The sequence below is a fragment of the Glycomyces artemisiae genome (assembly GCF_003002955.1).
GTDB lineage: Bacteria > Actinomycetota > Actinomycetes > Mycobacteriales > Micromonosporaceae > Glycomyces > Glycomyces artemisiae.
Map to the genome: position 1 here is coordinate 361,085 of NZ_PVTJ01000004.1, position 26,166 is coordinate 387,250.

Annotated in this window: 24 protein-coding genes, 1 tRNA gene and 1 pseudogene; 16 read left to right on the forward strand and 10 right to left on the reverse strand. The window is 68.2% G+C overall.

Annotation, left to right across the window (positions count from 1 at the left end; all coding sequences use genetic code 11):
• Window positions 1-62: 62 nt before the first annotated feature.
• Window positions 63-482 carry a Fur family transcriptional regulator gene (locus tag B0I28_RS13020; protein ID WP_106364252.1) on the reverse strand — a complete coding sequence of 140 codons (420 nt, stop codon included), beginning with the start codon at window positions 480-482 and terminating at the stop codon, window positions 63-65.
• A gap of 189 nt (window positions 483-671) precedes the next feature.
• The gene (locus B0I28_RS13025) at window positions 672-1,262 is read right to left on the reverse strand and encodes a helix-turn-helix domain-containing protein (protein WP_181245772.1); all 591 of its coding nucleotides are present in this window, start codon (window positions 1,260-1,262) and stop codon (window positions 672-674) included.
• Window positions 1,263-1,369: 107 nt separating this feature from the next.
• Here B0I28_RS13025 and B0I28_RS13030 point away from each other — a divergent pair, with 107 nt between their 5' ends.
• A complete protein-coding gene (locus B0I28_RS13030) occupies window positions 1,370-2,146 on the forward strand; it encodes a TSUP family transporter (protein ID WP_106364379.1) in 777 nt (258 codons plus the stop codon).
• Here the strand turns inward: B0I28_RS13030 and B0I28_RS13035 are convergent.
• Window positions 2,143-3,240: a calcium:cation antiporter gene (locus tag B0I28_RS13035; RefSeq protein ID WP_106364254.1), complete on the reverse strand. Its 1,098-nt coding sequence runs from the start codon at window positions 3,238-3,240 to the stop codon at window positions 2,143-2,145. The two genes, B0I28_RS13030 and B0I28_RS13035, sit on opposite strands and share 4 nt — an antisense overlap.
• Window positions 3,241-3,390: 150 nt before the next feature.
• Here B0I28_RS13035 and B0I28_RS13040 point away from each other — a divergent pair, with 150 nt between their 5' ends.
• The gene (locus B0I28_RS13040; protein ID WP_106364255.1) at window positions 3,391-4,782 is read left to right on the forward strand and encodes an aldehyde dehydrogenase family protein; all 1,392 of its coding nucleotides are present in this window, start codon (window positions 3,391-3,393) and stop codon (window positions 4,780-4,782) included.
• Here the strand turns inward: B0I28_RS13040 and B0I28_RS13045 are convergent.
• Entirely contained in the window at window positions 4,751-5,245 is a 495-nt protein-coding gene (locus B0I28_RS13045; protein WP_106364256.1) for a MarR family winged helix-turn-helix transcriptional regulator, read from the reverse strand. The genes B0I28_RS13040 and B0I28_RS13045 overlap by 32 nt on opposite strands.
• A gap of 95 nt (window positions 5,246-5,340) precedes the next feature.
• Here B0I28_RS13045 and B0I28_RS13050 point away from each other — a divergent pair, with 95 nt between their 5' ends.
• From B0I28_RS13050 to B0I28_RS13075, 6 genes are all read left to right on the forward strand, one after another.
• Entirely contained in the window at window positions 5,341-5,772 is a 432-nt protein-coding gene (locus tag B0I28_RS13050) for a nuclear transport factor 2 family protein (RefSeq protein WP_106364257.1), read from the forward strand.
• A gap of 54 nt (window positions 5,773-5,826) precedes the next feature.
• A complete protein-coding gene (locus B0I28_RS13055; RefSeq protein WP_106364258.1) occupies window positions 5,827-6,261 on the forward strand; it encodes a nuclear transport factor 2 family protein in 435 nt (144 codons plus the stop codon).
• Window positions 6,262-6,273: 12 nt separating this feature from the next.
• Window positions 6,274-7,179, forward strand: coding sequence for a haloalkane dehalogenase (locus B0I28_RS13060; protein WP_106364259.1), 906 nt, complete (start codon window positions 6,274-6,276; stop codon window positions 7,177-7,179).
• A 326-nt stretch (window positions 7,180-7,505) separates the two neighbouring features.
• Window positions 7,506-8,690 (forward strand): sulfotransferase family protein, encoded by a 1,185-nt coding sequence (locus B0I28_RS13065; protein ID WP_106364260.1) that lies wholly within the window; start codon window positions 7,506-7,508, stop codon window positions 8,688-8,690.
• 79 nt (window positions 8,691-8,769) lie between these two features.
• On the forward strand, window positions 8,770-9,624 hold the full coding sequence (locus tag B0I28_RS13070; RefSeq protein WP_106364261.1) for an SDR family oxidoreductase: 855 nt from the start codon (window positions 8,770-8,772) through the stop codon (window positions 9,622-9,624).
• A gap of 9 nt (window positions 9,625-9,633) precedes the next feature.
• Complete coding sequence (locus B0I28_RS13075) at window positions 9,634-10,110, forward strand: MerR family transcriptional regulator (protein ID WP_106364262.1); 477 nt, start codon at window positions 9,634-9,636, stop codon at window positions 10,108-10,110.
• A 1-nt stretch (window position 10,111) separates the two neighbouring features.
• Here the strand turns inward: B0I28_RS13075 and B0I28_RS13080 are convergent, their stop codons facing one another.
• Window positions 10,112-10,687, reverse strand: a complete 576-nt coding sequence (locus tag B0I28_RS13080; protein WP_106364263.1) for a hypothetical protein — start codon at window positions 10,685-10,687, stop codon at window positions 10,112-10,114.
• 205 nt (window positions 10,688-10,892) lie between these two features.
• Between B0I28_RS13080 and B0I28_RS13085 the strand changes: the two genes are divergently transcribed.
• From B0I28_RS13085 to B0I28_RS13095, 3 genes are all read left to right on the forward strand, one after another.
• A complete protein-coding gene (locus tag B0I28_RS13085; RefSeq protein WP_146148082.1) occupies window positions 10,893-11,303 on the forward strand; it encodes a hypothetical protein in 411 nt (136 codons plus the stop codon).
• An 876-nt stretch (window positions 11,304-12,179) separates the two neighbouring features.
• Window positions 12,180-12,584 carry a hypothetical protein gene (locus B0I28_RS26890; RefSeq protein ID WP_146148083.1) on the forward strand — a complete coding sequence of 135 codons (405 nt, stop codon included), beginning with the start codon at window positions 12,180-12,182 and terminating at the stop codon, window positions 12,582-12,584.
• Between the two features lie 295 nt (window positions 12,585-12,879).
• Window positions 12,880-13,593, forward strand: coding sequence for a hypothetical protein (locus B0I28_RS13095; RefSeq protein WP_219926736.1), 714 nt, complete (start codon window positions 12,880-12,882; stop codon window positions 13,591-13,593).
• Window positions 13,594-14,428: 835 nt separating this feature from the next.
• On the opposite strand, the pseudogene B0I28_RS13100 reads toward B0I28_RS13095, so the two are convergent.
• From B0I28_RS13100 to B0I28_RS13110, 3 genes and pseudogenes are all read right to left on the reverse strand, one after another.
• A pseudogene (locus B0I28_RS13100) lies at window positions 14,429-14,827 on the reverse strand (DDE-type integrase/transposase/recombinase); the annotation flags it as partial.
• Between the two features lie 175 nt (window positions 14,828-15,002).
• Window positions 15,003-15,302 carry a hypothetical protein gene (locus tag B0I28_RS13105; RefSeq protein WP_106364267.1) on the reverse strand — a complete coding sequence of 100 codons (300 nt, stop codon included), beginning with the start codon at window positions 15,300-15,302 and terminating at the stop codon, window positions 15,003-15,005.
• A gap of 4 nt (window positions 15,303-15,306) precedes the next feature.
• On the reverse strand, window positions 15,307-16,629 hold the full coding sequence (locus B0I28_RS13110; protein WP_146148085.1) for a PQQ-binding-like beta-propeller repeat protein: 1,323 nt from the start codon (window positions 16,627-16,629) through the stop codon (window positions 15,307-15,309).
• A 253-nt stretch (window positions 16,630-16,882) separates the two neighbouring features.
• On the opposite strand from B0I28_RS13110, the gene B0I28_RS13120 reads away from it, so the two are divergent.
• Window positions 16,883-19,258 carry an Hsp70 family protein gene (locus tag B0I28_RS13120; protein ID WP_106364270.1) on the forward strand — a complete coding sequence of 792 codons (2,376 nt, stop codon included), beginning with the start codon at window positions 16,883-16,885 and terminating at the stop codon, window positions 19,256-19,258.
• 127 nt (window positions 19,259-19,385) lie between these two features.
• Window positions 19,386-20,186 (forward strand): J domain-containing protein, encoded by an 801-nt coding sequence (locus B0I28_RS26895; protein ID WP_146148086.1) that lies wholly within the window; start codon window positions 19,386-19,388, stop codon window positions 20,184-20,186.
• Between the two features lie 128 nt (window positions 20,187-20,314).
• Here B0I28_RS26895 and B0I28_RS27265 read toward each other — a convergent pair whose 3' ends face one another.
• On the reverse strand, window positions 20,315-20,854 hold the full coding sequence (locus tag B0I28_RS27265) for a PH domain-containing protein (RefSeq protein WP_181245774.1): 540 nt from the start codon (window positions 20,852-20,854) through the stop codon (window positions 20,315-20,317).
• A 590-nt stretch (window positions 20,855-21,444) separates the two neighbouring features.
• Here B0I28_RS27265 and B0I28_RS13140 point away from each other — a divergent pair.
• Both B0I28_RS13140 and B0I28_RS13145 read left to right on the forward strand, forming a co-directional pair.
• A complete protein-coding gene (locus B0I28_RS13140; protein WP_146148087.1) occupies window positions 21,445-22,698 on the forward strand; it encodes a hypothetical protein in 1,254 nt (417 codons plus the stop codon).
• Window positions 22,699-23,199: 501 nt separating this feature from the next.
• A complete protein-coding gene (locus B0I28_RS13145) occupies window positions 23,200-24,321 on the forward strand; it encodes a hypothetical protein (protein ID WP_106364275.1) in 1,122 nt (373 codons plus the stop codon).
• A gap of 184 nt (window positions 24,322-24,505) precedes the next feature.
• Here B0I28_RS13145 and B0I28_RS13150 read toward each other — a convergent pair.
• Window positions 24,506-24,579 (reverse strand) — tRNA-Phe (locus B0I28_RS13150).
• 283 nt (window positions 24,580-24,862) lie between these two features.
• On the opposite strand from B0I28_RS13150, the gene B0I28_RS13155 reads away from it, so the two are divergent.
• On the forward strand, window positions 24,863-26,110 hold the full coding sequence (locus tag B0I28_RS13155) for a glycoside hydrolase family 27 protein (protein WP_219926737.1): 1,248 nt from the start codon (window positions 24,863-24,865) through the stop codon (window positions 26,108-26,110).
• Window positions 26,111-26,166: the final 56 nt, after the last annotated feature.

A 26,166-nucleotide genomic window follows, 5' to 3' on the forward strand; every position in this document is an offset into this window, starting at 1 on the left:
CTATCCGGGCGGCCAGGAAGTCACCGGGTGCTACCGAACAGTGACGGCATCGGGCCGGTGCGTCAGGCGGCGGCGCGGCAGTCGGGGCACAGGCCCCGGTAGGTGACGGCGGCGCTGGTGACGGTGAAGCCGTGGCGCTCGTCGCCGGGGAGCCACTCGATGGGGTCGGCGACGGCGTGGACGTCTTTCATGAGGCCGCAGCCGTCGCAGATGAGGTGGTGGTGGTCGTGGTCGGCGTTCGGGTCGTACCGCTTGGACCGGCCCTGGAGGGACAGCTCGATGACCTCGCCGAGGGCGACCATCTCGTTCAGGGTGTTGTAGACCGTGGCGCGGGAGATCTCGGGCATGCGCTCGCAGGCGCGTTCGAGGACCTCGTCGGCCGTGTAGTGCACGTGGGAACCTTCGAGGGTCTCGGCGATGACGCGTCGCTGAGGGGTGATGCGCCAGTTGTGGCGCCGCAGTCGGGTTACCAGGTCGCTCATGCTGTTCTCTCAACGGTCCGGAAGTCGAACCCCACTCTAGCAGGACAAACGAGCCCCGCACCACTGATGCTGGACGGCTTCTCACTTTAGACCGCTTCTAAGGTTCGCCTAAGCGGCCCGGCCGGGCGCTCGGGGCGGACACCGCGGCGGCCCCCGCGCGGGTCGCGCGGGGGCCGCGGTGCACCGGGCCTAGTCCTCCAGGACGCGCCCGCACTCGCCGCATTCCGGCGGCTTCTGCCGCGGGACCTCCACGAACTCCTCGGCCACGATCCACAGCTTCCACCGGTCGTGCTCGCGGATCACCGTGATCGAGGTGATGTCGTCGCGGCCGGGCCGCTCCAGGCCCCACATGATGTCCAAGGGCTCCTTGTGCTTCGCGAGCTTCACCTCGCGGCCCTTCAGGTAGTACCCGGCCCGCGAGTACACCAGCTGCACCTGCTCGCCGTGCTCCTTCGGCGCGGGTTCGCGGCTGCGGCCGTTGAGGAACGCGTGGTACTCGGTGTGCAGCTGGCGCGCGATCTGCTGGAGCGGCACGGACGAATAGGCCTTGACCCACCGGTTCGCGGGCTGGTTCTTCCACTTGGTCAGCCGCGCGGAGATCTCGGCGTAGGAGATCTTCTCCCCCTTCGCGCGCCACTCGCGCTGGAACACCGACAGGGACCAGTTGTACACGGCGCGAACCGCTTCGAGGGTCTCCTCAAGGTTCCGCAGCTGCTGCTCGTCGGGGTCGAACGTATACTCGTACCCGCGTTTCACCAAGTGGGTCATAGGCTTCGTCATGTCCATGACCTGTTGATATCAGACGATTACGCACCGCCACGTGTTCCTCACCTCATCGGCGTGTCGACTGGCCGTGCGGCAAGTAACTTGGCCTGGTGCCCTTCGACATCGACCCCGGCCTCTTCGCGCTGCTCATCGTCGCGGCCGTCTTCGCCGGATGGGTCGACGCGGTCGTCGGGGGCGGCGGCCTCATCCAGCTCCCCGCGCTCCTGGTGGCGTTCCCCACAGCCCCGGTGCAGCTCATGCTGGGCACCAACAAGATGGCGTCGGTGTGCGGCACGACGATCTCCGCGATCACCTACTCCCGCAAGATCAAACTGGAGCACCGGCTGCTGTGGCCCACCGTCGGCCTCGCGCTCCTCGGCTCCGGCGCCGGGGCCGTCGCGGCCCTCGCGGTCTCCGCGAGCGCGTTGAAGCCCATCATCATCGGGGTGCTCCTGGCCGTCCTCGTCCTGGTCATCGCCCGCCCCCAGCTCGGCCTCGAACCGCAGCCCCGGCTGCGGACCCCGCTGCGCGCCGCCGCGCTCATGCTCACCGCCGGCGTCGCGGTCGCGTTCTACGACGGCGTCATCGGCCCCGGCACCGGGATCTTCCTGTCCGTGGCGTTCACGGCGATCATCGGCTTCGACTACGTCACAGCCGCCGCGCACACCAAGGTCGTCAACGCCGCCACCAACATCGGCGGCGTCACCGTGTTCGCCCTCCAGGGCAACGTGTGGTGGATCCTCGGCCTGGTCATGGGCCTGGGCTGTATGGCGGGCGCGTGGTTCGGAGCCCGCACGGCGATGGCGAAGGGCTCCCGGTTCGTGCGGATCGTCCTCGTCGTCGTGGTGCTCGCGCTCCTGGCCCGGCTCGGCTGGGACGTGTGGGCCGCGGCCCGTTAAGGGTTGATCGCGAGGAACAGGTAGGCCGCGAGCAGCGCCAGGTGGACGCCGCCCTGGAGGCGGGTCGCGCGGCCGGGGACCACGGTCAGGACCGAGACCACGAGGGTCAGGCCCAGCAGCACGATCTGCGTCGAGCCGAGCCCGAGCAGCAGCGGCCCGTCCATGAAGAACGAGGCGACCGCGATCGCCGGGATCGTCAGGCCGATCGAGGCCATCGCCGACCCGTACCCGAGGTTGATCGAGGTCTGGATGCGCTCGCGGCGGGCCGCGCGGATCGCCGCGATCGACTCCGGGAGCAGCACGAGCAGCGCGATCGCGACGCCCACGGACGAGGCGGGGAAGCCCGCGGCGTCGACGCCGGCCTTGATCGCCGGGGACTCGACCTTCGCGAGGCCGACCACGCCGACCAGGGCGACCATGAGCATCCCCAGGCTGAGCAGCGCGGTCTTCCCCGACGGCGGGTCCGCGTGGGTCTCCTCGGTGACCGGGCCCGCCTCGGTGATCGGGAGGAAGAAGTCGCGGTGGCGCACGGTCTGGGTGAACACGAACAGGCCGTACAGGACGATCGAGACGACCGCCGCGAACACCAGCTGCGAGGCCGTGTACTCGGGGCCGGGCGCGCTCGTGGTGAACGTCGGCAGGACCAGGCCGAGGACCGCGAGGGTCGCGACGGTGGCGAGGGCCGCGCCCGAGCCCTCCGGATTGAACAGGGTCGTCCCGTACTTGAGGGCGCCGATGAGCAGCGAGATGCCGACGATGCCGTTGGTGGTGATCATGACCGCGGCGAACACGGTGTCGCGGGCCAGCGTCTCGGCGTCGTGCCCGCCGGAGGCCATGACGGTGACGATGAGGGCGACCTCGATGACCGTGACGGCCACGGCGAGGACGAGGGAGCCGTAGGGCTCGCCGACCCGGTGCGCGACCACCTCGGCGTGGTGGACGGCGGCCAGGACCGTCGCCATGAGGGCGGCGGCGGCGACCGCGACGAGGGCGGTCTCGGATTCGCGGCCCCAGGTGAAGGCCAGGACGACGATGCCGACAATCGGCGCGATGACGGTCCAGGACAGCAGCGGGGATCGTTTCGCGGCGCTCATACGCGACATCCTGTCATGGGACCGTCGCAATGTTCCCGGTACCGCGGCGCGGCCATGCGCCATGACACACCTGTACTGTCCCTTGTGGCTCGTTCGAGGCGGCGCGGGCGCACGGCGCCGCGGAAGGGCCGGAGTCGCTAGAGTCGTCCCATGGCGAGCGAGTTCACACCTGAGTCCCCCTCGGACACCGTCTCGCGCCTGCGGGCGCACTTCGACACCGGCCGCACCAAACCCGTCCCGTGGCGCCTTGAGCAGCTCAAGGGCCTCGACCGGATGCTCCGCGAGGCCGGGGAGGAGCTCGCCGACGCGCTCCGCGCCGACCTGGGGAAGGCCGCGCCCGAATCGTTCCTCGCCGAGATCGACTTCGTGTCCGCCGAGGTGCGGGCCCTGCGCAAGCACCTGCGGTCCTGGCTGCGGCCCAAACGGGTCTACACGCCGCCGCACCTCCAGCCCGCGAAGGCGTACGTGCTGCGCGAGCCGCTCGGCGTGGTCACCGTCATCGGGCCGTTCAACTACCCCGTGCAGCTCCTCCTCGCGCCCCTCGCGGGGGCGCTGGCCTGCGGGAACGCCGTGGTCGTGAAGCCCTCCGAGTCGGCGGCGGCGACCGCGTCGGTGCTGGGGCGGCTCATCGGCGAGTACCTGGATCCCGAGGCCGTCGCGGTCGTGCAGGGCGGGGCCGCCGAGACCGCGGCGCTGCTCGCGGAGCGGGTCGACCACATCTTCTTCACCGGGTCGCCGCGCGTGGGCCGGATCGTCGCGAAGGCCGCGGCCGAGCACCTGACGCCGGTGACGCTCGAACTCGGCGGGAAGTCCCCCGCGATCGTGGAGCCGGGCGCGGACCTGGCGACCGCGGCGCGGCGCATCGCCTGGGGCAAGTTCATGAACGCCGGGCAGACGTGCATCGCCCCCGACTACGTGCTCGCCGTCGGCGGCACCGGCCCCGAGCTGGAGAAGCACCTCGCCGAGGCGGTGCGGGAGATGTACGGGCACGCGCCCGCCGACAGCCCCGACTACGGGCGGATCATCGACGAGCGCGCGTTCGACCGCCTGGAGCGGTTCCTCGGCGAGGGCCGCCTGGTCGTCGGCGGCGGGCGCAACCGCGCCGACCGGTACATCGCGCCCACGGTCCTGGCCGACGTCTCCCCCGAGGACGCCGTCATGGGCGAGGAGGTGTTCGGGCCGGTCCTGCCGGTGCTCGCCGTCGACACCCTCGACGAGGCGATCGCGTACGTCAACGCCGGGGAGAAGCCGCTCGCGCTGTACGCGTTCACCGCCTCCGATGCGACCCGCCGCAAGCTCCTGACGCGCACGTCCTCGGGCGCGGTCGGGTTCAACATCCCCATGGCGCACATCGACGTCCCGGGACTGCCGTTCGGCGGCGTCGGGAACTCCGGGCTCGGCGCCTACCACGGGCGGCACTCGATCGAGGTGTTCTCCCACGCGAAGTCGGTGCTGGACAAGCCGCTCGCGCCCGACACGATGCGGGTCGTGTACCCGCCGTTCACGGCCCTCAAGGAGCAGGTGATGCGCCGCCTCCGCTAGCGAGGTGGGCGTTGACGCGCCCGAGGAGCGAGAACAGCTGCGCGCGTTCGGCTTCGCTGAGCGGGGCCATGACGCGGTCGTTGACGTCGTCGAGGACCGCCTCGATCTCGGCGAGCCGCCCGCGGCCCCGGTCGGTGATGGTGATCGTGTTGCGGCGCTTGTCGGCCGGGTCGGGGGCGCGGACGATCCAGCCGCCCTCGGCGAGCTCGTTGAGGACGGCCACCAGGTCGGAGCGGTAGATCCGGGCGCGGTCGGCGATCTCCGACTGGCTGGCGGGCCCGCCCTCGGCGAGGACGGCGAGGACCACGAAGTGGGCCTTGTGCGCGCCGAGCGGCGCGAGCGCCTCCGAGGCGACGCGGCTCGCCTGCGCGCTCGTCATGCCCAGGAGTCGCGAGAGCTGGCGCCGCAGCCGTCCCGGAGTGCCGTCGCCGCGGTCGAACCGCAGATCATCGCTGGTGTCCATGGGAAGAGCCTACCCCGCTTGCGTTAGTCCCACTAACGATGTAGATTCGTTAGCGACATAAACGTTCGACTCACTAACGAATCAGGGGGCCGCTCATGAGCGACACCGACACCCTCGTCCGCGACCTCGCCGACCGCGCCGCGATCACCGAGCTCCTCGCCCGCCAGAGCCGCTGGCTCGACGAGCGCGACGCCGCCGCCACCGCCGCGGTCTTCACCGACGACGCGGTGGCCCGCACCCCGGGCGGCGAGGTCCGCGGCGCCGCGGCCGTCGCCGAGCACGCCTTCGCCCGGCACGCCGGGTACGAGCGGACCGTGCACGCCATGCACGGCATCGTGATCGACCTCGCCGGGGACGAAGCGGTCGTCGACTGCGGCGTCAAGGCCGTGTTCGCCACCGGCGAGGCCGTCCAGTTCATCGACGCCCGCTACCGCTTCGACGCCCGCCGCACCCCCGAGGGCTGGCGCCTCGCGAGCATCGCCGTCACGCCCCTGACGCGCACCGCCGACATCGCCCGGACCCTCTGAGGCCCTTGCTTTTTCACCAACACCATGAGTCGCACTAACGAACCAGGAGACCCCATGGACAGCGCAGACATCCTCCGCCGCCTCGCCGACCGGGCCGAGCTCGAAGACCTCGTCGCCCGCCACAGCGTGTGGGTCGACGAGGGCCGCTGGGACGAGACCGACCGGATCTTCACCGGCGACGTCGTCATCACCTCCCCGCGCGGCGGCGAACTGCACGGCATCGACGCGGTCGTCGAGCACGTGCGCCGCAGCCAGGGCACCTTCGCCCGCACCCTCCACAACAAGGCGAACCTCGTCATCGACCTCGACGGCGACACCGCCGACGTGCGCGCCCACGACATCGGGGTCTTCGCGATCGACGACGCGACCGCGCAGGTCGCGGCCGGGATCGCCCGCTACCGCGCCGTGCGCACCCCCGCGGGCTGGCGGTTCGCCGGCCTCGCACTCGAAGCGGTCGCCCTGACCGCCGCCATCGACCGAGCACTCTGAAAGGCCGACACCATGAAGACCATCGACCTCCTCGACTCCCGCATCGCCTACACCGAAGCGGGCGAAGGCGACACGACCGTCGTCCTCCTGCACGGCAACCCGACCTCCTCGCACATCTGGCGGCACGTCGTGCCGCGCCTGGCCGACCGCGCCCGCGTCATCGCGCCGGACCTCATCGGCATGGGCGCCTCGGGGAAGCCCGCGATCGCCTACGACTACGCCGACCACGCCGCGTACCTGGAGGCGTTCCTCGACGCCGTCGGCGCGGACCGGCCGGTGCTCGTCGGCTACGACTGGGGCGGCTCGCTCGCTCTCGACTGGGCCGCACGGCATCCCGACAGAGTGCGCGGCATCTCGGTGATGGAGACGTTCCTGCGGCCGATGACCTGGGCCGAGTACCCGGCCGGGGCCGTGGAGTTCTTCCGCACGCTCCGCACGCCCGGCGCGGGCGAGCGGATGGCCCTGGAGGAGAACTGGTTCATCGAGACCGCGCTGCGCGCCACCAACGGCGGCATCTCGGACGCGGACCTCGCGGTCTACCGCGAGCCGTACCCCGACCCGGACTCGCGCCGCCCGCTCCTGGCCTGGCCCAGGCAGATCCCGCTCGCCGAGGCCGAGGGCGAGCCGTTCGAACCCGCGGCGGTGGCCGCGCGCTTCGACGCGTACGGGGCGTGGCTCGCGTCCTCCCCCGAGGTCCCGAAGCAGCTGCTGACGGCGAGCCCCTACGGGCTCGGCTCGCCCGCGATGATCGAGTGGGCGCGCGAACACGCTGCGGCCCTGGAGATCCGGAGCATCGGCGAGACGGTCGGGCACCACGCGCCGGAGGACGCCCCGGAGGCGATCGCCGACGCGGTGGGGGACCTGCTCGACCGCGTATCCGAAGCGGCCCTCGACGAGGCGGCGGCCCCCGCGGCGTGACGCCGCGCCCGCCCGCCGGGGAGTCGACACAGAAAACAGGCCCTGACCGGCGCGGACGCCGGTCAGGGCCCATACCCCTCGAAGACAAGTCTGCGCTCAGGCTATCACCCGCCTTGCGCGCGCTACCGTTGGGGAGACGTGTTCGATGTCCTACGCCCCCAAGGGAAACGGCTCCACAGCGGAACACCGTGAGTCTAATGGGGACTTCCAGTCCGACGGGGGCGTTTCGGTTGCGGCGCCCGGGTATGTACACGACAGGGGCGCATCGGTAATATTGCACCGATTGGGAGTGACAATCCATTCCTTTTAGGACGCAAGGACGCCCCATGCGACGAATGGTGCTGAACGCCGCTCTCGGCCGGTCCGCCCGGGTCCGCCGCGACCCCGCCGAGACGCTCGCGCTGTGGCGCAAGTGCATCCGCGAGACCGTCGCCGCCGCGGACACCGAACCCGACCTGCGCGACTGGGAGTTCATCGAGGACCTCGGGTTCCTCCTCCAATGCTTCGCCGCCGTACCGGAACTCACCCCGCTGGGCTGGACCCTCCAGCTCCGCGGCGCCGTCCACCGGCTGGAGAACCGCCTGCGCGTCAAGTGGATCCACGCCCAGAACCCCCTGGTCGGGGCCGCGCCGGTCGAGCGGCCGATCTTCATCGTGGGCCTGCCCCGCGCCGCCACCGGCCTCGCCCACCGCGTCCTCGCCGCCGCCCCCGGCCACCGCGCCCCGCACCTGTGGGAGATGCAGCGCACCGGCCTCCCCCGCGACGACGCCGCCCGCGGCCGCACCGCCATCGAACGCCAGGTCGCGGCCCTGCGCCGCCTCGCCCCCGACTACGACGCCGCCCGCCCCCTGCGGGCCGACCGGCCCGAGGAGCACACCGCCGTCCTGTGGCGCACCTACGCGCCCCTCGCCGCCGCGCCCCTGCCCGAGTACCGGACCTGGCTCGACCAGCAGGACGCCACCGGCGACTACGAGTACCTCAAGCTGGTCCTCCAGGTCCTCCAGTACGGCGCGCCGCCGCGGCGCTGGATCCTGCGGTTCCCCGGCGACGTCGCCCACCTCGACGTCATCCGGCACGTGTTCCCCGACGCGGTGTTCGTCTGGATGCACCGCGACCCGGTGGCGGCCGTCCCGTCGTTCTGCTCGACCGTGGAACGCCTCACCGCCCTGCACTGCAAGGAGGTCGACCCCCTCGCGATCGGCCGGACCTGGCTGCCGGTCCTCGCCGAGTCGATCGAACGCGGCCGCAAGCTCCGGCGCTCCCTCCCCGACGACGCGGTCGCCGACGTGAACTACCACCGCTTCACCGGGTACCCACACGAGTTCGCACCGCGCCTGTTCGAGCGCATCGGCGCCCTTTGGACCGTCTCGGACCGCAACGGCCTCAACGCGATCCTCGACGAGCACCGCCCCGACCACGAGTACGCGATGGACCGCTACGGCTTCGGGAAACCCGACGTCGAAGCGGCCTTCGGCGACTACCGGGAGCAGGTCGCGGCGCTGCGCGGGTAGGCGGCACCGCACCGCCGGGCCGTGACTCGCCCCACAGCGGTTTGCGTTCGAGCGCGCTCGAAGCCATAGCGTTCCGGGCATGACACAGCAGACCTGGATCATCACCGGCGCCGCCCGCGGGCTCGGCCGCTCCATCACCGCCGCCGCACTCGACGCCGGCGCGAACGTCGTCGCCGCCGTGCGCCGCCCCGAAGCGCTCGCCGACCTCGCCGCGGCCCGCGCCGACCGCTTCCTCGCCGTCCCCTACGACGTCACCGACACCGCCGCCGCGCCCGGCCTCGTCCAGGCCGCCCTCGACCGGTTCGGCCGCGTCGACGTCCTCGTCAACAACGCGGGGCGGGCCGTCGTCGGCGCCGTCGAGGAGGTCGACGACGCCCAGCTGCGCGACCTCATGGACCTCCACCTCTTCGGCCCCGCCGCGCTCGTGCGCGCCGCGCTCCCGGCCATGCGCGCGCAGCGCTCGGGCACGATCGTGCAGATGAGCAGCCAGGGCGGGCGCATCTCCTTCCCCGGCGTCGCGGCCTACTCCGCGTCCAAGTTCGCCCTCGAAGGCTGGTCCGAATCGCTCGCCGGGGAGGTCGCCCCGTTCGGCGTCCGCGTCATGATCGTCGAGCCCAGCCGCTTCCGCACCGGCTTCCACGGCTCCCTCGAATTCACCGACGCCGCCGACGCCTACGGCGACGCGCTCGCCGCCGTCCGCGCCGACATGGCGGGCGTCGACGGCCGCCAGGAAGGCGACCCCGACCGGGCCGCCCGCATCATCGTCGACCTCGCGACCGGCGACGACGTCCCCCTGCGCCTCCCGCTCGGCGCCGAGGCCGTCACCCGCCTCTACGCGGCCTGCCAGCGCGACCTCGACTCGATCGAGCGCCTCGCCGACCTCGCCCGCTCGGCCGACTTCGAGGGCGTGGCGCCTTCGGTCCGGCCGGTCTAGGTTTGGCCCATGGCCACCGACGAACTGCTGACGAGGGCGCTCGAATCCCTCGGCGACGACGGCCCGGTCTCGGTCGAGGCGATCCGCAGCCTCGCCGACCCGGCCGCCGTCCCCGAGTCGATGACGATCGCCGAGGCTGCCGACCTCCTCGACGTCTCGGCCCACACGCTCCGCTACTACGAGCGCGCGGGCCTCGTCGAGGTCTCCCGCGACAGCCTCGGCCACCGCGTCTACGACGCCGCCGCCGTCCGCCGCCTCGTCTTCCTCACCCGCATGCGCTTGTCGGGCATGCCGATGCGCGACCTCCAGCACTACATCGCGCTCGTCGACGAAGGCGCGGGCACCGTCCCGGAGCGCCTCGACATGCTCATCGAGCACCGCGACACGATCCGCCGCCGCATCCGGGAGCTCACGCTCTCCCTCGCCGCCACCGAGTTCAAGATCGCCACGTACGGCGGCGACGCGGGCCCCGACGCGATCGACTGAATCAGGCGCGGTTCCTGCGCCGCAGCCACCACAAGACCTGGAGCGCCGCCCCGAGCGCGGGCAGCCCCAGGAACGCCCACGCGAACAGCTCATCCTTCGTCACCCAGTCGATCCCCGGGTAGTACGACGTGTCCGATGACAGCACCCGCAGCCCGACCCCGATGACGACGCACGCGAGCGCGGCCGCCCCGTAGGCGATCCTCCGGCCCGGCAGCGGCACCGCGGCGGCGACGAACACCGCCGCCGCACCGAAGTAGATGAACATGAATGCGAGCGGCGCCGGCCCCTCCCTGGCGATCATGAACGCCAGCACCGTGAGGTACAGCGCCACGGCCCCGGTCAGCAGCGCCCCAGCTTCGGCGAAGTACGTCCCTGCCCGCGGCCGCGGCATCCGCCACGCGGTCCACAGCAGCCACGGCGCGGGGATCGCCAGCAGCACGACGAGCACCGCGATCGTGCCCCCGCTCAGAAAAAGCCAGCCGACCAGCGCCAGCATCCAGGCGACCGGGGCCGCAACCCAGCCCGCAACGGACTTCGCCGTCCCGGACCGGTCGACAGTGTTCGAAGTAGTGGTCATGCAGCCAGTCTCGCAACCCTGCGCAAGCGCTCCATCACTGAAATCGGACACGAATTGGAGGCTCCCCACAACAATCCCGCCCCGTCACCCCCGAATGCCCCGATTTTTTCTAGGTTCCCACCAAACGATTCCGACCCCCCGGGGCAGTGAAGCGCACGATGGTCCAGTCGAGGCCGGATCGAGAGCGCGGAATAGATTGGACGCCATGGGTTCATGGGGAGTGAAGGCGCTTGAGAGCGACGAGGGCCTGGAGGTCCTCGACTTGGTCGAAGGGCTCACCCGCGACCGCGAGCAGGTCACGGCCGACGAGCTGGTGGCCGCCGCCCAAGAGTCAGGCCTCCTCGGCGACGATCCCGCAGTCGACGAGTACCTCTACGACATGACCGCCCTGGCGCTCGCCGAAATCCTCACCGGCGACACCGCGCACCTCGCAGACCCCGACTTCGCCGGAACGACCTTCGTCGCGACCCCCGCGGGCACCGCGACCCTGATCGAGTGGCTCTCCCAACTGCACGACGGCGATCCGGACCGCGAGTTCCGAGAACTGCGAATGCACTCCCCTGAGCACGCCGACCACGTCACCGCAACCCTGAGCGCCCTGACCCGCGCCCGATAGCGACAAGAAGAAACCCCGCCTCTCAGCATTGACGCTGGTAGACGGGGAGAAACACCTGGAAACAAGTGTGGCCAGGGCCGGGGTCGAACCGGCGACCTTCCGCTTATCGGACGGACGCTCACGCTAGTCACGCAGAAACTCGCCGACCTGCGATTCACTCCAGTCCGAGATTGTCTCGCCATCAACAGCCACGAGTTCGAATCCCCTAAGCTCCACAAACGGACATACAGAACAAGAAGGCTCTTCATGTAAGCAGTACAAGGTCAGGATGACGAACGTGGTGCGGGACCCGATCGACCGCACCAGATAGCGAATTCCGGGGCCCGAGGCTACAGACCACCCGCATTCGTTGCCGACCGCTACCTCGACCGCGCCAGCGTCGAACCGGCCATCACCCGCCTCAAGCAACACCGCGCCCCGGTGCGACAAGCTCGCCATCCGATACCTGGCCACCGTCCACGTCGCCATCATCCTCAACCGGCTCCGCGGCTTACCAAACACGACCTGGGTCGCTCTACCGGCGTCGCGGGCGCTCTGGTGTGCAATGGCGGAAGCGCAGGCCGTGAGAATTGCGAGGGTGCTCGAACGACGGACCGAGGTCCAATTGCACATCTGGTGCCGGTCGAGTCCGAAGCGTGTGAGGCTCGGCGACAGGAACGGATTGGATGCGGAGGGAGCTCTCGGTGAGGAACTGTGCACCATCAGTTCTTGGGAGGCTAAAAGGGGCTCCTTCAAGCCACGCAAGAATCACTCCAATAACATTAGTAGTTACTTCATCGTAAGGTTATTCAGTATGGTCTCCATGTACCGCGAAATTCTGAGCATCCTGCTACGCTCATGTCGTTTCCGACCCCTCGCCCTCGAAGGAATCTACGCATGACTGCCCGATTTCACCATTCAGCATCGCTCGCGCTGATTGGCATTGCCGGCCTTATGGTCGTCGCTGTAAGCGGGTGCGGAGACGAAGAGGAGAATCACGATTCCATCGCAGTTGATGAATCGGTGAGCGACGAGATCGATATAGTAATTCAAGGATTGCTATGGCTCGATGACGCCGGAGGCTGCTCGAACGAGTGCGAACTGGTGTCGGTAGAGGAGTCTTCCGATCCTGTCGCTTTCAGTTATGAAGCGACCTGGTGTGTGGTCTTTCAGCACCCCGAAGAAGACGAATACCATACCGGATTCGTCGGCCGTGATGGTCTCTTGTACGAGTGGATCGAGAGTGCCGAAGAAGAGGCGTTCCTCCGCGCTGGATGCGGAAATTACGAATCACGGTTATGAAGCCTTAATACCAGCATGCATCTTTCGCGAAGGTGCTACGACCGCATTGGCGTCACCCCTTGAAAGGATGCCGACATGGCAGATAGCGACACTCCCGTTGTCCCTGGCGACGACGGGCTGAGCGTGGACCGCGCAGGCGAGTTCGTCAAGCAAGTCGAGGAATTCGTGATGAACGAGCCTCCGCCGGGGGCTGTTGCAGACTCGATCATTGGGGGCCGGCCCCACTGTTGTTCCGCAAGAAGCCCCGCCGCAAGCACCCCGGCAGCAACCCTCGCCCGAGGCGCCTCCGATCGCCGTGCCAAGGCAGCCGGAACGGCCTTGGTGGGCATGGCCGCTGGCGGCAGTGGTCATGTTTGTCGCGGTCTGCGTCTGCGTCACGGTCATCGTCATCATCATTGACGGCTCCGGCGCGGACGTCGTCGAGAATGCCGGCGCGTCCACGAGTCCGACGCCGTCACCCGCCGAAGCCTCGGCAGCGGCATCGGAGTCACCGAACCCCGAAGAAGCAACCTCGGCCGCCGCACCGTTCGAACTGAGCCCCGACCCAAGCTCTGGACCAAGCACGCCCCCAGGAGTGCCCGCCCTGTACGACGGTGAGTTCTTGGGGCTGCCGCAGCTCAACGACGCGGGCGCGGCAGTGGTCTGGGTTGAACTCGACGGCGAGGCGCCGCAGGTCTACTTGGAGGAGCCGGAGGACACCGATGGCATCGACTTCGACTACTACCGCGACGACCTCACCTACGAGAACAACGGCATCTACAGCTGGTCCACATCGCAGATGGGTGATCTCATCGACGGTCCGCCGAGCGAGCAATCGTGTGTGGATTCGGTGCGATCGAACCCCATGAACAATCCCCGTCACGCCTGGGAGCTCTACGAAAAGAACGTTCTCTGCGTCATTACCAGCGAAGGCAACATCGCTGCGATGAAGGTGACCTACCGAGGAGACACCTTCACGGAGGAAACTCCCGCGATCAACTTCGAGGTGACGCTGTGGAGTCAGCAGTAGCTTGACTGTGCCACCGCGCTCGGGCACGCCGGGGCTCCGCCCCCCGGAGCCGTTCGACTTGCGCAACTTGAAAACTGCAGTACGGGTTCCACGGGGTATACAGCACCGTCGACCGGCCCGCGTTCACACCGAAGCGACGGCGACCCTACCCCTTGAGCATGCACGCCCTATGGCCGGAGCGCCACTTCCCGGCTGCAACCGAGTATTCCCGCCCTAATTCCGCTGCAAGGCCGCCACCGCAACTCTCCTCCGGAGGTGGAGGCTGCCGCAGCGCCGCTCCGCCCTCGACGGTTTCCCAACCGTCTCGACCTCGAACGCTACCTCTCAGGAGTAACGATGAATTGGATCATGGGACTGCTTGCAACTGATCGCCAACCAGGGGACCCGGGTGGCTGCAACCCCATCCTCTGGCTCCTCATCGCGGCGGTCATCACCGTCTGCTGCGTGTGTGGAGGTGTGATCACGGATCCGAACAGCGACGTTGACTGGGGGCGGCTCCAGTCAGAGTTCCAGTGACCCTGGGGGTTGGAAGTAGGTCCGGTGGCCGGGCGCGAGAACGTCCGGTCACCCGTCCGCAGTCGTTCGGGTTGATGGTTAGGCGGGCCGAGGGCAATGGCATGACGAGTCTCCTGCGAAACGGGGCTGAGGTGCTGTATTGATGAGCCCCTGCCTCTTGACCGCGGTTCTGCCAGGATCTCGCGGGTGGCGAAGACCGCCAGCCGTTCGCGGCTATCTGCCAGGTTGAATGACCTCAATGTCGCGCCAACACCCGCGAAGCCTTCTCCCGCCTCGGCTGTGCCCTCAACACCTTGGAATCAGTCAGAAGTGAGGACCTCTAGCTGTATTGCCCTGTGAGGTCGAGAACGCGGGTGGCGGGTGGTTTGCCTCCGAGCGCGGTGTGGCCGCGGTGGTGGAGGGCATCGCGTCGCTCGTGTTCTGACCGGTAGCGGCAGGCGTAGGCCCATTCGTCAGCCAGGTTGCGGTGGAATCGTTCGACCTTGCCAACGGCCAGGGGCCGGTAGGGCCGTGTCCGCTTGTGATCGATGCCCTTGGCGTGCAGCAGGTCCCGCCAGGGATGTGAGCGGTAGCAGGGGCCGTTGTCAGTCAGGACGCGTTCAGTGTGGATGCCGGCCTGCTTGAAGTGGTCGAGGGCTCGAGCCATGAAAGCGGTGGCGGTCTCCTTGGTCTCATCGGCCAGGATCTCGGTGTAGGCCAGCCGGGAGTGGTCGTCGAGGATCTGCGCAACTTTGCCCGCCGGAACCCGCAACAGCACGACACCGCTCAGGGTCCGAGGATAGAAGAGATGTGAAGCGAATTCCTTGGTGCTCAGGGGGTTCGCAGGGGCCGCCTGCGGTCCCGGCTGGGAGCGTGTGCGCGACCACTGCTGGGGACCGCCGGTCCGGACCTCATCAGATCGCCTCGAATATCCACGACCACATGCAGATAACGATGATGATCGTGAGCAGGCCGAGGAACAGGCCGGTGCCGCCGGTGCCGCTGCCGTCCCCGCCGCGGCTTCCCGACGTTGCGAGGCCGACGATCCCGAAGATGACGGCTAGCAGTGCCAGGGGGATGCCGATGAAGACGTTGAGGACGGGTATCCACGAGAAGACGATGAGCCCGATCAGGCCGAAGACGAGTGAGGTGACACCGAAGCCGTTGCCCCGCTTCGGGGGCGGATAGGGATGGGGATAGTAGGGGGAGTACACGGCATCACCCCACAGCCGGTTGTGTGAAGACCTGACCTGATTCGGTCATGCCGACGCCCAGGTACTCGTTCACGATGTAGGGCGCCATGCCCGGCTCGACCTCGATGTCGGCGCCTGTCGCGGCGTCGAGGACCACCGCCCCGTTCTCGGTGGACCCGTAGACGGCGCCGTGCCAGACGGCGGTGACGGCGGGGGCGATGCGCCCGCTGTCGGGCAGCGACCAGGCGACCTCGCCGGTCTGGGCGTCATATCCGACGACCTGAGTGCCGGTGTCGTAGCTCCATCCTCCGCACACGAGCACCGCCTCACCGTCGAACAGGCAGCCGTAGGCGGTGTACTCCTCGTAGACCTTGATCGCCTCGCCGCTGGCGACATCGAGGAGGTGGAAGGACTCCGCGTACTCGACCTCGCCTGAGAACCACACGTAGGTTTCGGGGAAGGTCACGGCCGCGATCCCCGGTGCCGCGGCGTAGGACCAGCCGCAGTCGCGGTCAGGAACATTCCAGGCTTCGATCCCGGTGGCTCCGTTGAGGGCCTTGTAGGAGAAGGCGGTCTCGTCGAGGTCCGCGTCCGGGTTCGTCTCGCAGCCGAGGACCGTGCCCTCCATGTAGAGATGCGGGGTGAAGTGGTCTTGGCGCCAGCGGGTCTCCCGCGTGGCCATGTCCACGGCGATGGTCTGGGTGTTGTCGTCGCTGGAGGCGCTGCCCCCGGTGGCGGCGAGGATCGCCGTGGTCGCGTCGGCCCCGATGACGCGCACGTCCATCTCGTAGTCCGGGTCGTACTCGGCCAGGTCGACCTGCGCGGTCCAGACGATCTCCCGGGTGTCCGTGTCGGCTGCGACCAGTTCGAGGAGGATGCCCGGAGCCGTGGTGCCCGTGGTCTCCCGGTGGACGATGAACGGCACCAGCGCCAGCGTGGCGCCGCCGGTCTCCACGATGGTCGGCGGATCCTCGATGTGCGCCACTGCCGGTCCGGGGCCGCCTTCCGCAGGCGCCCCTGGCGGCGTGAGGAAGACGGACTCTTCGCCGCTGAGGGCATCGACGAACGCGATGCCGTCGGAGTGGGCCACGATCGCGTCGGTGCCGTGCAGCACCAGGGGCGGCAGGCTGTCCTCCCGGTACGGCGTGTCGATCATCGCTTGACTCGCTTGGTCGAAGACGGTGGGCGGGTCGAACGCGGGGAGTGCCGGTTCTGCAGGAGAGGCAGCCGTTTCGCCCTCGGCGACCTCCTCGGGGCTGGAGATGGTGCCTTGCTCACTGCACGCCCCCAGAAGCGCCAGAGCTATGGTGAGCCCGCCGGTCAGCCGGGCCTTTGTCCGCAGCGCCATGCCGTCCACTCCTTCGCCGTAGCGTAAGTCACGTGACTGACAGCATACGGTGACGTGTCCACATGAGCGGCAACAAGAGCCGCCGCCGCATGCGGCACCAGCCCCCCATCCCGAGGCTGGGCCGGTTGGCCCGCTCCGTCCAAGCGGTGAACGCTCCGGACGCCAAGTCCAGCCGGATCTGCTGCCGGATGGTCCCGTTCTGGTTGCCGCCCAAAGCACCCGCGGCCTGGCCAGCAGTCACTACAGTGGATCCATGTCCCTCTCGAGCCCTCGACCTGCCTCGATCAGCATCGACTTCGGCACCTCGCACACCGTTGCGACCATCCGGCGCGCGGACGGGCGGGTCCACCAGCAGCTGTTCGACGGTTCGCCGCAGCTGCCGTCCGCGGTGTACATCGACGATGAAGACGGTCCGGTCGTCGGTGCCGACGCCGTCCATTCCGGCCGCCGCAAGCCCGAGCGGTTCGAGCCCAACCCCAAGCGGCGCATCGACGACGCACAGCTGCTCCTCGGCGACACCGAGATCCCCGTCACCAGCGTGGTCGCCGCTGTCCTCTCGCGTGTCGCCCGCGAATGCGAGCAGACCCTGGGCTCGCTCGGCCCGGTCACCGTCACCGTTCCCGCCGCGTGGGGTCCCACCCGCCGCCACGTCGTCATCGACGCCGCGGCAGCGGCCGGACTCGGCGCTGTCGACCTCGTCGCCGAACCCGTCGCGGCCGTCTCGTACTTCATGGAGTCCCTCCGCGTCGATGTTCGGCCTGGCAACGGAGTTGTCGTGTACGACCTGGGCGGCGGCACCTTCGATGCGACCGTGTTGCGGCGCAGTGCGAGCGGCTTCGACGTGCTCGCCGTCGACGGCGCGGACGACCTCGGCGGCCTCGACTTCGACCAGGCCCTCGCCGAATACCTCGAGATGAGCGTGCAACCCGACGATGATCGCTGGCAGCGCCTCACCAATCCGGCCGAACCCGCTGCGGTGCGCCACCGCATCGCCTTCATGGACGAAGTGCGTCAAGCGAAGGAGCGCTTGTCGCGCTCGGCCTCCACCGACCTGACCATCCCGCTCCTCGACATCGACGTCCACCTCACCCGCGGGGAGCTCGAACTGGTCTGCGCGCCGCTCGTGGAGCGCACCATCCGCATCACCCAGGGCGTCATCCGCGAATCCGGCCTGGCCAAAGAACAGATCTCCGGGATCTTCCTGGTCGGCGCGGCAAGCCGCATGCCGCTGGTCGCGACGCTCCTGCACCGCGAGCTCGCCATCGCCCCGGCCGCCATCGAGCAGCCCGAACTCGCCGTCTCCGAAGGCGGCCTGGTCGCCCAGCACACCATCAGCACCCCGATCTCGGTCCCGAGCCCGGCGCTGCCGCCGCAGACCTCCCAGACGATGCCGTTGCCGAGCCCGTCGGCGCCGCGTCCGGTTTCGCAGCCGACCCCGCAAAGCGCACCACCGGGCCACTCGACAAGCCCCCACTCGCAGATGCGCCCCGCCGCGCCCGTCGGCAGCGGCTCCTGGTTCAAGACCAGACCGGGCGTCACCGTGCTCAGCGCCGCCGCGGTCATGGTCATCCTGTCCTTGGCCGCCTTGGTCCTCCTCCAGTTCCTGCCCGACAAGGAGGACGGCGACTTGACCACCGGCGGCGGCGCCCAGACCGAGGACACCTTGTCCACCCACGACAGCTCGGCCGACGCGAGCGAGGACCCCTTGGCCGACTCCGCCCTGGGCGATCTCGTGGTCACCATGGGCCAGGCCCACGTCGGCGCGGTCTACCACGTGCGCACCGGCCAGATCGACGGCGTCCCGGTCGCGGTGACCGGCGGCGAGGACAGCCTGATCCGAGTCTGGAATCTGGCAACCGGCGAACCGATCAGCACCTTCCAGGGCCACCAGGACGGCATCGAACACCTCTCGGTCTTCGACTACGAAGGCCGATCCGTGGTCTTCTCCCGCGACTCATCGACCGAAGCGGTCTGGTACCTCGAGGACCCGGACAACCCGGTCGCCTTCCGCGAATCGGGCCGCAACACGATCTACTGGGTCGGTATTCGCGGCTCCGATCCCGTCTACGTCACCGACCACGAAGTCCACCACCTGCTCACGGGCGAGGTGGTCGGCGACGTCGCGCTCGCCGCCGCCGACTTCAGCTGGCTGACCTACATCGACGACACGTTCACCCAGGTCGGCACCTACCAGAACCGCATGTTCACAGCGGACACGGCCACCGGCGACACCACCGGACGGACCTTCGACCAGCTGGACGCCGAAGTCATCGCCTTCGCCCTCGGCGGCGCCCACGGGAAGGTGCTGGGACTCACCGTCACCGGCGACGGCTCCGTCCAAGCCTGGGACCTGAGCGCCGCCGCACCGTACGGCACCGCCGGGCACGAATCGCATCAAGCGGTCAATGCCGCTCAGCTGTTCGAGCTGGACGGCAAGGCCGTCGCACTCCTCCAAGGCGACAAGGGCCTGACCCTGCACGACCTGGACACCGGCGAACCGATCGGCGAGACCTTCGCTCCGCACACCGGGGACGCGGCGCTGACGTCGACGGCGACCGGCGCGATCGACGGGCACTCGGTCGTCGTCACCGGCACCATGGCCGGTGAAGTACAGGTCTGGAGCCTGTAACTCCAAACCAGAACGCCGGTGGAGCCCCTCGGCCGCGACCCCTGGACTTGACATCAAGCGACTGTCGCATCGGGTCGATAACATGGGAGGTTCCGCACTGCCGCAAGCAAATCCCTCAGGAGCGCCGATGCCGGACCTGTACGAACTCCTCGACCTTCCCGAAGACGCCGACACCGACGCCATCGAGGAACGCCTTCGCGAGCAAGAACGAACCTGGGCGCACCTCGCCCGCGACAGCGATCCAGCCGTGCGTGGACGGGCAGGTCAGGTGCTCGCCGACCTCGTACAGGCGCGCGAGACACTGCTGGATCCCGAGCGCCGAGCCGCGTACGACAACAGGCGCGCCGAGAACCCCGTACCCGCACCGCCACCGGTAGCACCGCCACCGGTGATGTCCTACCCCACCGGGCAATTCACCGCCGTCCCCTCCTACTATCCGCACCCCGCAGCGATGGCGCCCATGCCGAGGCGTCGGCCCGCGGCTGCGGGAGCCGTCCTGGCGCTGTCTGGCGCGCTCCTGATCACGATCGCCACCTTCATGCCCTGGGATCCGAGGCTCTCCGGGACCGGGAACTACTGGGACCAGGTCTCGTCCCAGGACAGCTTCGGAGCCGACTCGCTGCCCGGCATGCCTCTGGTCGCCATCTCGTTGGTCCTGGTGACTTTGTTGTGGGCGTTGTACTTCGCCAGTTCCACCCCGAACCAGGGCCTGGTCTGGGCACTCGTCGGGATCGCCGGATCGCTGCTCCTGCTCCCGATCGCGTTCGGATCCCTCGGGACCATGGGTGGCAACGACCCCTACCTCGACTACTACGGAGTGGAACAGGGAACCCGGCCCGGCCCGATCTTCGCCGTCATCGGAGTCCTGCTGGTCTTCACCGGCAACTTCACCGCGATCGCCCAAAACGCCTCAAGGACCGGCAGCTGAAGAGTCGGGTGCTCCACAGCCCAAACCTTCGGCCCCTCCCACCGGTGGGACCGGTCGTGGATCGGTCAGGGCCACACCGGTGCTGCGTCCAGGACAGCGGTTGACGGTTCGCTCTCCTCCGCCGGAGGTCACAGTTGCGATTCGTCGCGCCCTGCCCTCGGAGCTCGCATTTCAATGAGCCGGTATATTTCAGCGCGGACTTGACGCGGGTGATGGATGTAGCGAAAGCGAACCTCGGTCCCCGATGCCGACGATTTGAACCTGAGGTCGCCGTAGCGGAACAGCCGCGCGATAGGCGACTGATGATACTCAATTGCCGTGATCTGCATGAGCGGCACCTCGCTCCCTTTGCGGCTGAGGACCACCCATTGGAGGACCACGCGGTCGGTGGTGACGAGGTAGCGAGTCGACAGGATTCGCAGCGGTATGGCAATCAGGTCGAAGACGTTCCTGATAAGGACGACGCCGTCGACTGTGACTACGGCGGCGAAAAGAGCGAGTCCCGGTCCGTCAAGGTTTTCCGCCGAAGCGGCGATCGAGGCGGCGATGGCATAGACCGCAAGGCAGATGGCGATCCTGGCGCAGGCTCCCAGCAAGGCCAGCCAATGCGGACGTCTGAAGAATCGGATCTCTTCGTTCGGGGCGAGTACGTTCTCCGGGAACGGCATGGTGCCTCCAGGGGAAAGGGGCGGGTCGGAGGTGTCAAAGCCCAAGGTACCCAACAGATGCTTCTCGCCACGATGACCGCAGCGCACATGTCGAGCTCGCCGAACCGGGAGTGGTGCAGGTCGTCCTCGAAAAGCCGAATGTCGCAGCCGGGAGCTCGTCGCGCAGGCGCCGGACCACGTCCGGAAGCAGCCCATTGGACACCCTCGGGAAGGCGTCAGTACCGATCCGGCCGAAACAGGAAGAGGACGACGGGCGCCCACGGTCGTGAGCGCCCGCCGCCGGTCGTCTAGATCGGTGCCGAGTACTTCTTCGCGCCGGCTTCTCGCAGGACGGTCTTCACGCTCGAGAGATTGATGCCGTACCACGCGGGGCCGCCTGGAAAGACTCACTGACCGACTGAGAGTCAACGTTGAAGCCGATCGAGCACCACGTGGGGAGGCTCGTTCCCAGGGTGGTTGCTCGCCTCGCCTCGACAGCCCGGGTCCCAGTACCCTCATTCGCCCACGATCTCAACCCAGTCCTTACCTGAGCGCTGACATCGCGCAGGAATCGACTCCGCACGAACACAACCAAAGAACTAGCATGGTCTATGACCACCTCTCATCCCATGAGCCCCTCACCGACACCGTACGGTTCGGTCCGTGATCTGCCGACGTTTCAACAGCTCTCGCAGCAGCTGCTTGGCATGAAGGTCCTCTCGCTGTTCTCTTCCGAGCTGAGAGCCAAAGCCGCCGAGCATCAGCAACTTCTGGACCATCTCGTCAGTACCGTTGACGACTTCTACGAACAGCTCGGCGCGCGGAACTGGATCTTCCATGCCCTGCTGAGCACCAAGAATGTTCGCTTGCTGCTGGACGAATCCGCCGATTCGGCCGAGGCGGAGGGGCGCTTTATCGCGCTGTATCAGGATCACCGGACGCTCAGGTGGTGGATCTCGACACTGAATCGGCAGCCGGGATTCCAGGTCCGGATGCGACAACTCAGGCAGGCGCTTAAACATTACGAGGACAGGCAGTTCGACAGCTGCACCCTCCACTTGATCGCGGTCATGGACGGATTCGTCAACGACTTCCAACCAGCGGTGCGTAAGGGGCTCCATGCTCGGGACGCGGAGGACATGACGGCCTGGGACAGCGTGGTGGGACACCACATGGGCCTGACCCACGTCCTAAAGACCTTCAACACCTCGAAGAAGCGACGGGTCGACGAAGAGGTCTTCGAAGTGTTCCGGCACGGGATCGTCCACGGCACCGTTGTGAATTTCAACAACATCGTAGTTGCGACGAAGGCATGGAACATGCTCTTCGCCGTCGCCGACTGGGCCACCGCCACAACGAAAGCGGCAGAACCCCCTGAACCCCAACCCGGATGGCCTGAAGCCATCCAGGGACTGCAGGAGCTCGGACGGCGCTCCCGATACAAGGAGGGATTTGCGGCACGGCTCCTGACCGCGGATGCGCCGACCTTCGACCAAGACCCCGTCACTTCTCGGGCCCGCGCACTACTCGAAGCCTGGGAACGTCGCCAGTGGGGCAAGGTCATGGCCTTCCTTCCCCCTAAAGACGTCCAGAAAATGGGGACGAGACTGGCCATTCAGATGATCAAGGACACGCTCAGCGAGGACCTGGTCCTCCACCACTGGGCGCTCACTTCGATCGACTACAACCGCCCGTACTGCGCCGACGCTGAAGCTGCGGCAGCGGTGAACGGCGACGACGGACTCCTGCGCATCCGATTCAGCAACCATGATGCGCACGGCACCATCAGCGTGCCCGGTACTCCCGGCACCGACTGGTACGTTGCGCTGTGGACGCCGAAACAGTTCTTCTCTGCCGAGAGCTAACCCAGCGGAATAGATCGCGAGGTTGAAAGGTCACCGCAGGGCACCTCGACACGCGGCAGTGAAAGAACGCCCTCAGGCTGAGCGAGCTGCGAGCATGGGCACTTCTGCACCCGGCGAGTTGGAGGAGCCTCAATGGCGCGAACATCACCCCCGCTGAACGAGCGCCAGCGCTCGACGTTGCGGTTGATCGGGAATGGGAATGATCTCAGCGGGGATGACCGGGTGGGTTTGCGGATCACGGCTCGCTCGCTTGCTTCCCGCGGCCTGGTGACGGTTCGCAGGACCGGCGGGAAGTGGCGGGCGTCGATCACTGAGGCAGGCCGGGACTTCCTCGATCAAGGCGGCGCCCAATCTGGGGACACAAGACGGGCATCTGAATTCGGGTCGCCGCCGAGGCAGCAGCGGCGTGTACTCGGCGAGGATGCGAAGTCGGGTCCGGGCCTGAGCGCGCGAACGCGTCCCACTGCTCCTGGGGCTCGTCGCCAGGAGGCGCTGTCGCTGGTGGAGCGTCTGGTTCGGGACCGCAGGATCCTCATCGCCGATCCGGATCAGTCTGAGCGCGGGCACTGGCGCAAGACCATCCACTACGCAAAGCTATACGAACTGGTCCCTGACGGGCAGTTCATCGAATGCACCGGATCCGAACGCGGCGACCTGACTATCACGCTCATGGCAGGAGCCCACCCCAATGCCGCTCGCAAGCGCGCCGCGAAGCTGACGCCGGTCCCGGTGCCGCAGCGCCTGGACCGCCTGCACCCGGTCATAGCCCAGCTCCGTGACAATGCCGCGAAGCTCGCCATGCCGAAGCCACTCCGGCACCGGGCCCTGCTGCTCCTGCAGGCGCTCGCTGCGGCCGCCGAAGAACGCGGCTGGCAAGTCCGGGATCGCTCGGGCGAGGCCGAGCCGCACTACAGCGGGCACCGCCGACAGTCAGAGCATCGTGAAGGCTGGATCTGGATGGTCGTCGACGGGTACTCCTACCAGGTCACCATCGATCAGGAGTTCCCACAGACGCTCGATGCAGTCAAATCGCAATCGCTCAAGATCGAGCTGCCCCATACAAAATCGGGCAGTCGATGCCGTTGGGCTGACCGCAAGACGGTCACGCTGGAGGATCGCCTGCCCGAAGTCCTCGATGGCCTCGCTACTCGGGCGGCAGAAGACCGTGAGCGCATCGCGATCGAGGCACAGGAGGCGGCTGAGCGGCAGCGCGCCCGCGAGAAGGCCGAAACGGACGCTCGCTCCCGAGCGTTGTCCCAGTTCAATGCCGAGACGCTCTACCGGCAGGTGGCGGCGTTCGAACGCGCTCGCGCGATCAGCGCCTACTGTGACGTGCTGGAACAGCGCATCGAGGCCACTGACGCCCCCGAATCGGACCGGGAGAGGGCCATGGCCTGGCTCGCGTGGGCCAGGGCCCACGCCGCCGAGATTGACCCGTTCCGAACCTTGCCGACCATGCCCGAAGCTCCCGAATTTACGCCGGAAGACCTGAAACCTTTCATCGCTGGAAGCGAAGCCTTTGGGACCGAAGGAATGTCGATCACACACAGCGCGGCCCGGCCGCAAGATCTCAACATGGTCTGGCTTCACCTTCTGGCGCAAAAACCATACTTTCGAAGGTAGAACATTCACATTCAATATGCACTATTTGCCTGATTAGTACTATTTGACTGAAATGTCGAGGCCACGCTGGGGCCACAGATCGGGCCGTTTCCAGTCGGATTCAGCCGGTCGGAGCCGGACAAGAGGAAACCCCGCCTTCCAGTGTTCGTGCTGGCAGACGGGGTGTTTCGCCTGGTGATGAGGGTGGCCAGGGCCGGGGTCGAACCGGCGACCTTCCGCTTTTCAGGCGGACGCTCGTACCAACTGAGCTACCTGGCCAGGAAACACGCACTGCGCGTTGCCGTGAACACTGTACAACATGCCGGGCCCGGCCACCGAAGTGGTATTGCGCGGAACGTGACGTCCGCCCCGCCGGGCGGGGCGGCCCGAGGCACCCGATCGGGTGCGATCCGCCGGACTGCGGCCCCGGCCGGCCGGGGGCAAGCCGGGCCATCTCCTGCTCAACCAAGTCAAAGCGCCGCAAGGATTTTCGATGCGACGGTGGAACGAGTCGGCGGGCGCGGGTAGCGTACAGGGCACCCTACCCCCCGAGGAGGTTTCCGTGACCCGACTCGCTGCCGTCCCGCCGATGGGCTGGAATTCGTGGGACGTGTTCGGGACCTCGGTCACCGAGGCCGAGACGCGCGCGAACGCCGAGTTCATCGCCGAGCACATGGCCGAGCACGGCTGGGAGTACGTCGTCGTCGACATCCAGTGGTACGACCCGGCCGCCCGCGCGGGCGGGTACAACTCCGGGACCAAGCTGGTCCTCGACGAGTACGGCCTCCCGCAGCCCGCCCCGAACCGGTTCCCCTCTGCGGCGGGCGGTGCCGGGTTCAAGCCGCTCGCCGACTACGTGCACTCCCTCGGGCTGAAGTTCGGCCTGCACATCCTCCGGGGCGTCCCCCGCCAGGCCGTCGCGGCGGACACGCCGATCAAGGGCAGCGAGTACTCGGCGGCGCAGATCCCCGACCGGGAGCGGCTCTCCTCGTGGGTCGACGACAACTGGGGCATCGACCACTCCCACCCGGGCGGCCAGGCGTACTACGACTCCCTCGCCCGCCAGTTCGCGGACTGGGGCGTCGACTACGTGAAGGCCGACGACATGATCGCCCCCTACTGGGAGGACGAGGTCGAGGCGTTCTGGCACGCGATCGATCGCGTCGACCGCGACATCCTCCTCAGCCTCTCCCCGGGCATGAACCTCTCCACCGCCCACGCCGAGCACCTCAAGGCCCACTCCCACCTGTGGCGCGTCTCCGCCGACCTGTGGGACCGCTGGCGCGACATCAACGCCCAGTTCGACCTCCTCCGCGAATGGGCCCCTCATGCCGGCCCGGGCCACTGGCCCGATGCCGACATGCTCCCCTTGGGCCGCATGGGCGTCCGCGCCGAAGTGGGCGAGCCCCGCGAGAGCCTCCTCACCCCCGACGAGCAGCGCACGATGCTCACCCTCTGGTGCATCGCCCGCTCCCCGCTCATGGTCGGCGCCGACCTGCCCAACTCCAGCGCTGAAACGATCGAACTCCTCACCAACCCCGAAGTCCTCGCCGCCCAACGCCACCCCGCCGGGTCCCGCGAGGTCTGGCGCGAGGGCAAACTCGTCGCCTGGGCCTCCGAAGACGGCGCCTTCGCGGCCCTGTTCAACCGCGGCCCCGAGCCCGCCGAGATCCAGGTCCCGTGGGCGGTCCTGGGGACGGCCCGGCCGGGCCGGATCCGGGATTGCTGGGGGCGGACGGACCTGGTTCCCGGGGATGCGCTTCGGGTGAAGTTGCAGCCGCACGGGTCGGCCCTGTTTCGGCTTTCTTAGGGCGCTTGGTTTCTGGATTATCTGAGTGTTGGTGCGGGCGCATCGGCTGGGTGCCG

Excerpts from the sequence above, each read along its gene's own strand:
- B0I28_RS13020 (WP_106364252.1), bottom strand. The coding sequence starts at position 482 with ATGAGCGACCTGGTAACCCGACTGCGGCGCCACAACTGGCGCATCACC.
- B0I28_RS13025 (WP_181245772.1), bottom strand. The coding sequence starts at position 1,262 with ATGACGAAGCCTATGACCCACTTGGTGAAACGCGGGTACGAGTATACG.
- B0I28_RS13035 (WP_106364254.1), bottom strand. The coding sequence starts at position 3,240 with ATGAGCGCCGCGAAACGATCCCCGCTGCTGTCCTGGACCGTCATCGCG.
- B0I28_RS13040 (WP_106364255.1), top strand. The coding sequence starts at position 3,391 with ATGGCGAGCGAGTTCACACCTGAGTCCCCCTCGGACACCGTCTCGCGC.
- B0I28_RS13045 (WP_106364256.1), bottom strand. The coding sequence starts at position 5,245 with ATGGACACCAGCGATGATCTGCGGTTCGACCGCGGCGACGGCACTCCG.
- B0I28_RS13050 (WP_106364257.1), top strand. The coding sequence starts at position 5,341 with ATGAGCGACACCGACACCCTCGTCCGCGACCTCGCCGACCGCGCCGCG.
- B0I28_RS13055 (WP_106364258.1), top strand. The coding sequence starts at position 5,827 with ATGGACAGCGCAGACATCCTCCGCCGCCTCGCCGACCGGGCCGAGCTC.
- B0I28_RS13060 (WP_106364259.1), top strand. The coding sequence starts at position 6,274 with ATGAAGACCATCGACCTCCTCGACTCCCGCATCGCCTACACCGAAGCG.
- B0I28_RS13065 (WP_106364260.1), top strand. The coding sequence starts at position 7,506 with ATGCGACGAATGGTGCTGAACGCCGCTCTCGGCCGGTCCGCCCGGGTC.
- B0I28_RS13070 (WP_106364261.1), top strand. The coding sequence starts at position 8,770 with ATGACACAGCAGACCTGGATCATCACCGGCGCCGCCCGCGGGCTCGGC.
- B0I28_RS13075 (WP_106364262.1), top strand. The coding sequence starts at position 9,634 with ATGGCCACCGACGAACTGCTGACGAGGGCGCTCGAATCCCTCGGCGAC.
- B0I28_RS13080 (WP_106364263.1), bottom strand. The coding sequence starts at position 10,687 with ATGACCACTACTTCGAACACTGTCGACCGGTCCGGGACGGCGAAGTCC.
- B0I28_RS13085 (WP_146148082.1), top strand. The coding sequence starts at position 10,893 with ATGGGTTCATGGGGAGTGAAGGCGCTTGAGAGCGACGAGGGCCTGGAG.
- B0I28_RS26890 (WP_146148083.1), top strand. The coding sequence starts at position 12,180 with ATGACTGCCCGATTTCACCATTCAGCATCGCTCGCGCTGATTGGCATT.
- B0I28_RS13110 (WP_146148085.1), bottom strand. The coding sequence starts at position 16,629 with ATGGCGCTGCGGACAAAGGCCCGGCTGACCGGCGGGCTCACCATAGCT.
- B0I28_RS13120 (WP_106364270.1), top strand. The coding sequence starts at position 16,883 with ATGTCCCTCTCGAGCCCTCGACCTGCCTCGATCAGCATCGACTTCGGC.
- B0I28_RS26895 (WP_146148086.1), top strand. The coding sequence starts at position 19,386 with ATGCCGGACCTGTACGAACTCCTCGACCTTCCCGAAGACGCCGACACC.
- B0I28_RS27265 (WP_181245774.1), bottom strand. The coding sequence starts at position 20,854 with ATGCCGTTCCCGGAGAACGTACTCGCCCCGAACGAAGAGATCCGATTC.
- B0I28_RS13140 (WP_146148087.1), top strand. The coding sequence starts at position 21,445 with ATGACCACCTCTCATCCCATGAGCCCCTCACCGACACCGTACGGTTCG.